At 66.9% G+C, this 10894-nt stretch carries 3 protein-coding genes; all 3 read left to right on the plus strand.

Translation table 11 applies throughout. The annotated features are described in order from the left end of the window. Positions 1–20 precede the first annotated feature (20 nt). The 3 genes from F1640_RS16535 to F1640_RS16545 all read left to right on the plus strand — a co-directional run bounded on the left by F1640_RS16535 (position 21) and on the right by F1640_RS16545 (position 10865). On the plus strand, positions 21–8240 hold the full coding sequence (locus tag F1640_RS16535) for a hypothetical protein (RefSeq protein ID WP_194920177.1): 8220 nt from the start codon (positions 21–23) through the stop codon (positions 8238–8240). 76 nt (positions 8241–8316) lie between these two features. Continuing rightward, entirely contained in the window at positions 8317–9786 is a 1470-nt protein-coding gene (gene cysS, locus F1640_RS16540) for a cysteine--tRNA ligase (protein WP_194920179.1), read from the plus strand. Positions 9787–9926: 140 nt separating this feature from the next. After that, complete coding sequence (locus tag F1640_RS16545) at positions 9927–10865, plus strand: D-2-hydroxyacid dehydrogenase (RefSeq protein ID WP_194920181.1); 939 nt, start codon at positions 9927–9929, stop codon at positions 10863–10865. The last annotated feature ends 29 nt before the right edge of the window (positions 10866–10894 follow it).

Raw genomic sequence — 10894 nt, forward strand, 5'->3', positions numbered from 1 at the left:
TGCGAACGGAAGGCAAGGCCATGGTTCAATCGGCACTCCACGCGGGGCGCAACGCTCCGGCTTCCCGCAAGGCCGGCACGCGCCGGGTTCTTCAGAAGCTGCTCGCCGGCGCATCGACCGGCGCGGCGGCGCTGATCATCAACGCCATTCCGCTGGCCGGGCCGGCCTGGGCTCAAGCCGTCAATGGCGCGCCCACGGTCGTATTCGGGGCCAACGCGCCGGTCCGTGCGGCCGGCAGCGACACGATCACCGTGAACGCGCACGACGCGCTGGTGGACTGGACGGCGACCGACGCGGGCGGGGTGTTCCTGCCCACCGGCAACACGCTGACCTTCAATGCCGATACCAGCGTTTCCGGTGCCTATACCGTGCTCAACCGTGTGAGTTCGTCCGCGGCGGGGGCATCGCCGTTGCAGATCAACGGCACGGTCAATTCCGGCGATGCCGGCCGCATCTGGTTCTATAACCCGACCGGCTGGGTGGTCGGCTCCTCCGGCGCGTTCAACGTCGGCAGCCTGCTGCTGACGGCCAGCCCGGTGACGATCAATACCGGCAATCCCGATGGGCAGAAGTTCGCGGGAGCGAACGGCGCGATCACCCTGGGGCAGGCGCCGAACGCTGGCGCTTCGATCACGGTGCAGAATGGCGCGCAGATCACCACGGTGGCGCCGGGCAGCTATGTGGCGCTGGTTGCGCCGCGCGTGGTGCAGGGCGGCACGGTCAGCGCCAACGGGGCGGTCGCCTATGTCGGGGCCGAAGCCGCGACGCTGACGGTGAACAACGGCCTGTTCAACATCACGGTCGATACCGGCACCACCGATGCCAACGGCGTGGTCCATACCGGCACCACCACCGGTGCGGCCGCTACCTTCAGCGATCCCTACCACGGGATCTATCTGGTCACCGTGCCCAAGAACGATGTGACCACGATGCTGGTGTCGGGTTCGCTGGGCTATGCGCCCGCCGTTGCCGCCAACAGCGAAATCGATGGCACGATCACGCTGTCCGCCGGTTACAACGTGTCGGGCGGAAACGTGAACTTCCCCGCGACTCCGGCGGCAGCGGGCGGGCGGATATCCGTCTCCGGGCTCACCACGTCCAACCAGGTCCTCGCGACGGCCAGCGACCGCATTGATGTCGATGCCACCGCCTCGTCCACGAACTTCCAGTCCACTCAGCTCGTCGCCCTGCGCGCGCGCAACGCGGTCGGGCTTTCGGCCGCGGCGGGCCACCAGATCAGCACCGGCGGCATTCTGGAGATCGACGCCACGACCGGCCCGGTTGGCGGCTCGGCGACCATAACCCTCACCGGCGGGGGGCGTCTGGCGGTCGGCAGCGATCTCAACGTGGATGTTTCGGGCAAGGGTGGCATCGAATTCGATCCCCAGAATCCGCAGCAATTCCTGGCGGGCAGCACCGGCAAGGACGCCAGTGGCGGCTCGATCACCACCACGATCACCAATGGCCAGCTTGCCGTGACCGGCCAGGCGCTTCTGGCTGCCAACGCCTATGGTGGCGCGGGAGCGTTGAACTTCGGCCGTTCCGACGCCGGGACCATCAGTTTCACGCAGAGCGGCGTCAATTCCAGCGTGGAGATCGGCCCGGATGGCGATCGGCAGTGGCTGCGGTTGCAAGCGCTGGGCAGGCCTGACAGCCCGTCTAGCTATTACATCTATACGCTTCCGGTCGCGGGCGCGGGGTCGAGCGCGGGCAACGTTTCGCTGAACGTGGCGGATGGCATCTTCGCGGCCGGCGCCACGTTCCTGGAAGCCGGCTCCAGCACCGCGCTGGGAAGCGACAACGTCCTCTACGATGCCCGCACCGGAAGCGTTTCCGCCAGCTTCGCCAACGGCAGTTTCAGCCTGGGCGGACTCAGCCTGTCTAACGATGCCTCGGCCAGCAAATCCGCTGCCGTCGGCGATGTCTCGCTCGCGCTGGACGCAGCGCATCTGACATTCGATGATGCTTCGAACTACGGCCTGTCGCTGTACAGTTCCTTGTCGGCGACGGCAGGCGCCGTCAACCCGCAGACCGGCCAGCCCATAGGCCCGAACACGCTGCGGCTGTCTCTGACCAACGGTTCCACGCTGGATACGCCGCAGGGCATCTCGCTCTACACAAATAGCACGTCGCCGTTCGCGGGCGCATCGCGCACCGGTGACATCGTGGTGAACGTCAGCGGCGCGAGCACGATCGATTCGTCTTACTTTTCGGCCAGCGCTCGTGCGAGCGGGACGAGCAGCGCCGCCACGGATGCCGTTTCGGGCAACATCTCCATCACGGCCAGCGGTGGCAGCGCCATTGCTCTCTCTGGCGCGCTCAGCGCATCCACCGAAGCAACCGGCGCGGAGGATCTGGACGGCGCCGGCAACGGCACCGCGGGCGACATCACGTTGCAGATCGAGGATTCGTCGCTTTCGACGGATTCCCTTTCGCTTACGTCCTCCGGCTATGCGGGGTACAACTATGGCGGAGGTGCGCGGTCGGGCCTCGGCACCGGCGGGCATGTGTCCCTCTCGCTCGATGGCTTCAACGCTTCGCTGACGGCGGGATCGGTCACGCTTGACAGCCTTGGCACCGCCGTGCGCAATCTCGGTTTCGCGGCCTTGTCCGGCGGCACGGTTTCGGCATTCGCTGCTCCGCCTTCCTCCGGCCATCCGCACGGGGGCGAAGGCGTTGGCGGGACGACCGAATTCACGATCAACGACGGCACCGCGACGATCGATACATTGACCATCTCGGCCAACGGCTTTGGCGGGCAGGGCGACAGCTATGGCTTCACCACCCCGGTCGATGGCGGGGCGGGTACGGGCGGCACCGCTTCGCTCACCGTCAACGGCGGCACGTCCAGCATTGCCAGCCTCACGATCGAGGCGAGCGGACGCGGCGGGGCGGGTTCGTATCAGGACTCCTATGCCGGGATCGACGCTGGCAACGGCGGCGCCGGCGTGGGCGGCAATGCCAGCCTGACGCTCAACGGCGGCTCGCTCGCCAGCAATGCGGTCGTGCTGCGGGCCGAAGGCAATACCGACTATTTCGATGGCTATTCCACCGAAAGCTATGGCCAGGGCGGAACGGTGGATACCGCGCCCGGCAAGGGCGGCACGGGTGGCTATGGTCAGGGTGGCACGGTATCGCTGCTGGTGAACGGGGGCGAACTGATCGACCTGCCGGACGATCCAGACAACCCAACGAACCTGGAAGTTACCCTTTCCGCAGCCGGCCAGGGCGGACAGGGCGGAAACATCTATCAATACGGCAGCGGTGGATCGTCCGCGAACGCCGGTCTGATCACCGGCGATGGCGGCGCGGCGCAGGGCGGCACGGTCGAACTGACGATCACGTCGGGCAAGTTCGATGCCACGCGTACCTTGCTGGACAGTTCAGCTCGCGGCGGCCTGCCGGGCGACTACTCATCGTCTTACTACGGTTCGGGCGGCTCGGGTGGTTCCGGCGGTATTCCCGGCGGCGGCGGACGGGGCGGCGATGGTGTTGGCGGCACGGCGACTTTCACTATCGCAAACGATTTCACGGGCACCACAGAAAGCGGCACGGTCCAGAGCATCGAGGTCAACGCCGATGGCTATGGCGAAAGCGGTGCCAGCGCCTTCACCGGCGGTGCCGGTGGTGGCGCCGGCGGCGCGGGCACGGGCGGCACGGCGCGCATCGAGGTGAACGCCGGCACCGTCACGCTGCGCAGTCCGCGCCTGTCCGCAAGCGGTTTCGGTGGGGATGGTGGCAATAGCAGCAAGGGATTCGACGGCGGCACCGGCGGCGATGCGACCGGCGGGCGGGCAGAACTGGTGATCAACACCGATGGCACGTCGACCTCTGTCGCCAACCTGTCGGCCAACGTGCAGGCCTCGGCCGGCTATGGTGGCCGGGGCGGCAACGGCGATGCCGCGGCCGCGACCATCGTCGCCGGCAACGGCGGCGCGGGTGGCTCGGCTACCGGCGGTACGATCTCGATCGAGGCCGGCACGCTTTCCAGCCTGACGCTGACGTCGGGTGAAGGCAGCTATGCGCTGCTGTCCAACGCCTATGGCGGCCAGGGCGGAGATGGCGGCAACAGTGCTGTGTTCAACGCGGATTCGGTCGGCAACGGCGGAAAAGGCGGCGACGCGACAGGCGGCTCGCTGGCCATCAGCGCGTCTGCAGGCGGGCTGATCAACCTGAACTTCGCGGATTTCGAATCGTCCGGTTTTGGCGGCAGCGGCGGCGGCGCGCTGTTTATCGACAATAACTTCGGCCGCGGCCCGTCGATCGGCGGCGCCGGTGGCGCCGGCAAGGGCGGCGCAATATCGCTTCAGGCCTCCGATGAGGGTTCGCTGATCCGTTCGGACCGGATCATTCTGACGGCTGACGGGGAAGGCGGCGACGGCGGTTCGTCGCAGGGCAACGATCTGACGACCGGGGCAGGTGTCAAGGGCGCGAACGGCGGTTCAGCGACCGGCGGTTCGATCCTGATCGGCGCCGTGGACAGCGGCACGATCGATTTTGCTGAGGAAACGCGCGCCACCTTCCAGGCCAACGCGATCTCGGGCATCGGCAGCGCGGGCACGTCGGGGGTTAATGGCAACGGCGGGGCCGGCGGCCGTGGTGGTGACGGCGGCGAAGCGTATGGTGGCTCGATCTCCATCACCGGGAATACGGGCGGCACGCTGCACCTGGGATTGTATGGCCAGACCGATTTCATCGCGACCGGCTTCGGCTCCGGCGGTGGCAACGGCGGCAATGGAGCGAACAACAGCGCGATCGGCGGCCGTGGTGGCGATGGCGGCGAGGGCGGAACCGGTTATGCCGGTGTCGGCGGCAATGTGGATATCACCATTGCCGGTACGACACTCGATTTCGGGGATGTTAGCTTCGATTTGACAGGCACCACGCGGTGGCTGGGCTTCGGCGGGTCTCCCGGAGCGGGCGGACCGGGATCGAATCCCCCGCCACCGGCGCAGCCGATTCCGCCGGGGGTCAGCGGTATTAACCCTGGTTCGAGCAACGTTGGGCCGACGGGGGGGCATGTGCATATTGCCGCCGGGCAGGATAGCCAGGGCAATTTCAGCACGTTCTCCGCTGGCAACACGACGATCGATGTTACAAGCGCCCTGGTGCAGGACAACTCTTCGTTTCTGTTCAACTACGGTGCCGGCGGCGTTTCCATTGAAAACCATGGCGCCGCCGAAACCGGCACCATGAACTTCGATTCGCTGACCGTGAACGCGGACGGCTATGGAGCAAACTATTACCCACAAGTCTCGATCCTGTCGGATGGGAGCGTTATTGGCGTTGCGCAAGACCTCCAGATCAATAGCGCGGGTTCGGTCGATTTTCTCGCATATAATAACGGCCTTGTTCGCGCTGGCAACGTTTCGCTCTATAGTAGTGGGTCTAGTTATGGTGGCGTGAACGTGTATTCGTTCGGCTGCGAGGCCGTGACCTGCACGGTCCTTCAGGCGGACGGGTCGATCTATTCCAACAATTTTTACTCCATGTTCCTCTCCGATCATGCGGGGATCGACGCGGGCACCACGATCGACATATACGCCAGCGGCGGCATCGGTGGCGGCACCGGAAGTGCCTATACCGCAGGCGGCGCGATCAGCCTGACCTCGCGCGGCGACATCTTCGTCCGCAACGCCTCGGGCGAGAGCGTGAAGGTGAACGCGGGCACGCCCTTCGGCTTTTCCAACCCCGCCGACGTGATCCTGGGCGAGGAAGACGGCGGTGGCTCTATCGTCGCGTCTGATTTCGTCGACATCCGCGCCGGGCGGGACATCCGGATGCCGGCTGGCAACAGCGTGACCGCCGGCTCCACCATATACATGGGCAGCGGCGCCGATATCCGGATCGCCGAGAACAACAGCCTGCTGGCGAACACCGGCACGTCCGGGCAGAAGCGCCAGGTGGGCGGCGCGCTTCGCGGGCTGGTCAGCGGTACGCCGGGCATCACGCTTTCGGCCGGAACCAATTTCCCGCCGCCAACCGACCCGCCGTCGGTGCCGGCAACGACGCTGTTCGTCGGCGCCGGCACGTCGGTTGACGCCGGAGGCGGTGATATCCGGCTGGAAGGGCAAACGATCGATGCGCGGGGCGCGTCCTTCTTCGGCGGCAACTTCTCGGCCGACGTGCTCTCCCCGTCCGCGCCCGCAAGCGCTCCCGAACCGGGCGCTTGCGCAACCGGCTCGATCTGCCTGGGCAACGTCAACGTGGCCAATGCCATCGCGATCGGTCTGGGCGAAGGCGGCGCGCCTCTCGGCTTCCTGGGCGAAGGCACGCTCAACGGTAGCACGCTCGACATCCGTACCAGTGGCACACTGGCGTTCGACGGCGGCTCCGCCGACATCGCTGACACGATAGACTTGCAATCGACCGGCGCGGGTATCGTCCTCACCGGCGCGAACCTGACCGCCGGATCGCTGAACCTGTCGGGCGCGACCGATCTATCGGGCAACGGGATCGTGCAGGCCACGGCCGGGGACATCGGGCTGGGCTTTGGCGGAAACATTGCTGCCGGCAGCCTGATCGCGACCGGCACGCTGACCGGCTACCATGCGGCGCCGACGGCCCGTTTCGTGACGCCGGGCGCCTTCACCGTGCTCGATACGCTGTCGATCGGCGGGAATGCGGCGATCACGGCTACCGGCCCGATCGCGATCGGCTCCACTGTGCTGTCCAACGGCGATGTCGATCTCCTGTCCAGCGGCAGCGTGCGGCTTGGCGCCACGACCGGCGTGCGCAACATCACCATCAGCGGTACGGCGCTTGATCTCGGCACGATTTCCGGGACGGGTGCGGTCAATCTGACGGCGACCGGCGGCCTCACCGGCGCGGGCATCAGCGCGGGCACGACGCTGGTGGGCACCGCCCACGACCTTGACGTGACCAGCCTTTCCGCCGGTGGAAACCTGACGCTGACGGTGGTGAATACGGCGAAGATCGGCAGCGCAACATCTGGCGGAAACATCCTGATCGATCCGATCTCGCTGACCTTCGGCACGATGCAGGCGACCGGTTCGATCACCCTGATCGGTGGCGACATCCGTGGCGGCATCATCGATGCGGGCTCGGCGCTGGACGTGACGGCGCAAGGGCTGATCGCGGTCAGCCAGCGTGCGGTGGGGCAGACCATCACGTTCCGGTCGGCCGACCTCGATCTGGGCACGCAGGGCGTGCTTGGCACAGCGGCGCGCACCACCGCGATCACGCTGATCAACAACGGCCAGTCGGGCATGTTGCTGGGCGACGGGCTGACCGGCCAGACCGGCTATCGCCTGTCCAACGCGGAGTTCGGCAACATCCATTCGGGCGGCGATCTGACGATCAATGCCGGACCTTCGCTCCAGGTCGGCACGCTTACCGGCACGGCCGGCAGCACCGTTGCGGCCAACGGCGTGTCCACGGATGGCCAGATCGGCGCGACCGGCACCTTACGGCTGATTACGGCGGGTACGGCCTCGTTCGGTGGCGCCGTGACGATGAACGGCATGGCCGGCAATACGCTGGCGATCGACGCCAGCGGTGGCACGTTCATCGACGCGGCAACGGGCTCGATCCGCCTGCTCGAAGGGCAGGGCCGTGGGGGCACGCTGTCTGTTTCGGGCGCGAGCCTTGTCGCGGTGACGGGCGCGGCGCGCGCAGCCATTGCGGACCTCACCGATCTCGGTGCGATCAGCAAGCGGCTGGACGCCAACGACGGCGTAGCCGCCGGCCGCACCGTGATCGAGGCGGGCGCGCTGGATGTTGGCGTGGGCCAGCGGTTCCTGGTCCAGAACACGGCGGCCGGCACCGCCTATGACGACCGGCGCGGGCTGGTGGTCGATGCGCTGACCATCCGCGCGGGCGGGACGCAGGCGCCCATGCAGATCGCGATCAACGGCATCGTCGGCGGTCAGACTGGCCTTGCCGCCATTCCGCGGATTTCCGTGAATGGCGCCTTTGCGACCGGCTCCACCGTGAACGGGTGCCTGCTGGCCAATCCGGGATCGTGCGACAGCACGCCGAAGCGGGTCGACGATGGCGACGTGCGCAACGTGATCGTCACCTATCTCGATCCGCCTCCGGGCACCAACACGGTGCCCACGGCCGACAGCTTCACGCAGAGCCCGCTGGTGCAGATCAACGAGATCACCCCTCCGGGCTTCGCGCCGCTGATCGACGAACCGGTGACCGGCACGGGCAACGATGACCTGCTGGGCGACGGCCAGTGTCGCGAAGAGGGCGGAAACTGCGCGCGGCCTTGAATGACGGGGCTTGAGCGGAGTGGCCTGAACGGAGACGCTTGACCGGATGGCGGGGGGCGGGGCAAGGGCATGGCCCATGCAACCCACCCCGCCATCCGCCCCGCTCACGCTGTTCAACAGCCTGACCCGCAGCCTTGAGCAATTCCAGCCGGTCCACCCCGGCGAGGCACGGGTCTATTCGTGCGGGCCGACGGTCTACAACTACCCGCACATTGGCAACATGCGCGCCTATGTCTTCGCCGACGTGCTGGGGCGGACGCTGAGCTACAAGGGCTACAGGCTCACCCACGTCATCAACATCACCGATGTCGGCCACCTGACCGACGATGCGGATGCGGGCGAGGACAAGATGGAGAAGATGGCGCGCGCCAGCGCCCAATCCATCTGGGACATCGCGAAGCATTATACCGAAGCCTACTGGGCCGACATTCGCGCGCTCAACATCCGCCAGCCGGCGCACTGGTCGATAGCCACGGACTATGTGCCGCAGATGATCGCGTTCGCCGAAGGCATCGCGGACAAGCACTGCTACGAACTGCCGAGCGGCCTGTACTTCGATGTTTCGACCGTGGCCGACTATGGCCGGCTGGCCCGCGCCGCCACGGAAGAGGGCGAAGGCCGCATCGAACAGGTCGACGGCAAGCGCCACCAGGCCGATTTCGCCATCTGGCGCAGGACGCCGCCGGGTGAAAAGCGGCAGATGGAATGGGATTCGCCGTGGGGACGCGGCGCGCCGGGCTGGCATCTTGAATGCTCGGTGATGTCGGGCAAGCTGCTGGGCTTCCCGTTCGACATCCACACCGGCGGCATCGATCACCGCGAAATCCACCATCCTAACGAGATCGCGCAGAACCAGGCGTTCTGCTGCACCAACGGGCTCGACGTGCCGGCCAATTCCGGCGCGAAGGTGTGGATGCACAACAACTTCCTGGTCGAACGGTCCGGCAAGATGTCCAAGTCGTCGGGCGAGTTCCTGCGGCTGCAACTGCTGATAGACCGGGGCTATCACCCGCTCGCCTACCGGATGCTGTGCCTGCAGGCGCACTATCGCAGCGAACTGGAGTTCTCGTGGGAGGGGCTGGCCGCCGCGTTGACCCGGCTCAAGCGGATGCTGATGGCGGTGGGGCAACTGAAAGAGCGCGCACCCGGTGGTCCGGCCGCGGCGCCGGGGCCGAAGTTCGCGCCGTTGCTCGAACGCTTCGATGCCGCCGTGTCCGACGATCTCAACACGCCCATCGCGCTGACCGTGCTGGACGAGGTGATCGCGCTGAAGAAAGTCGATCCGGCGGAGAAGCTGGCTGCGATCGCCGCGATGGACGCGGTACTCGGGCTGGACCTGCTCACGCTCGACCGCGCCGCCTTGCGGCTGCGGCCGAAGGGCGCGGAGATTGCCGAAGTCGAGATCGAGACCGTACTGGCCGAACGCAAGGCTGCGCGCGCCGACAAGGACTTCGCGAAGTCCGACGCGCTGCGCGATGAACTGGCGACGCGGGGCGTCGAGGCGATGGACGGCGATCCGCTGGGCTGGGAGTGGAAGCTCGGCTGATGCGGGCGGTGCAACGCGTCCGGCGATAACGGCGGCACCCCACCATGCGTTCAGGCAGCGCCGGCCGTCTGAATCAGTTTCATTGACGAACTCTCCGCGTTACGCTGTCATCAGACAACACCGGGGAGAGAACCGCGTCAATGACCGTGCTCGTGATGAACGCCCTCGCGGCGCCGCTTGTGGAAGGGCATTTGCCCGCCGGTATCGAGCCGCGCTATTTCCGCCACACGGACGAACTGATGGATCTGGCGCCCGAGGCGGAGATCGGCTGGTTCGATCTGCACGACAAGGGCGACATGGCCGAGGCTATCCGCCGCGCGGGCAAGCTGCGCTGGCTCAATTCGATCTATGCCGGCGTCGATGGTTTCCCGCTCGATGTCATGGCGCAGCGCGGGGTGACGTTCACCAACGGCGCCGGGATCAACGCGATCACCATCGCCGAATACGTGATCCTGGGGATGCTCTCGATCGCCAAGGGCTATCGCGAGGTGGTGCGCGCGCAGGACCGGCACGACTGGCTGATGGATTCGCCGGGCAAGATGGAACTGGCCGGCAGCCGGGCGCTGCTGCTGGGCTATGGCGCGATCGGCCAGAAGGTGGCGCACCTGCTGAGCGCGTTCGACGTGGACGTGACCGTGGTGCGGCGCACGCCGGGGGAAGGCGTGCTGACGCCGGATGCCTGGCGCGCGCGGCTGGGGGAATTCGAATGGGTGATCCTGGCCGTTCCCGCCACGGGGGAAACGGATGGCATGATCGGGGCGGCCGAACTGGCGGCGATGAAGCCGAGCGCGACGCTGGTCAACGTGGCGCGCGGGTCGGTGGTCGATCAGCCCGCGCTGGTGGCCGCACTGGCCGAAAAGCGCATCGGCGCGGCCTTTCTCGACGTGACCACGCCCGAGCCGCTGCCGCAGGACCATCCGCTGTGGTCGCTGCCCAACGCGCATGTCACCATGCATCTTTCGGGCCGCGCGCAGGACCGGATGTTCCAACGTTCCGTGCAGCGCTTCCTGGGTAACATGCCGCGCTTCCTGGCGGGCGAACCGCTGACGCACGTGGTCGATCTGGCGCGGGGATATTAGGGTCAGGACCCATTACTGGCGCGATCGAG

Origin of the sequence: Novosphingobium sp. NBM11, assembly GCF_015390225.1 — a bacterium.
Classification (GTDB): Bacteria; Pseudomonadota; Alphaproteobacteria; order Sphingomonadales; family Sphingomonadaceae; genus Novosphingobium.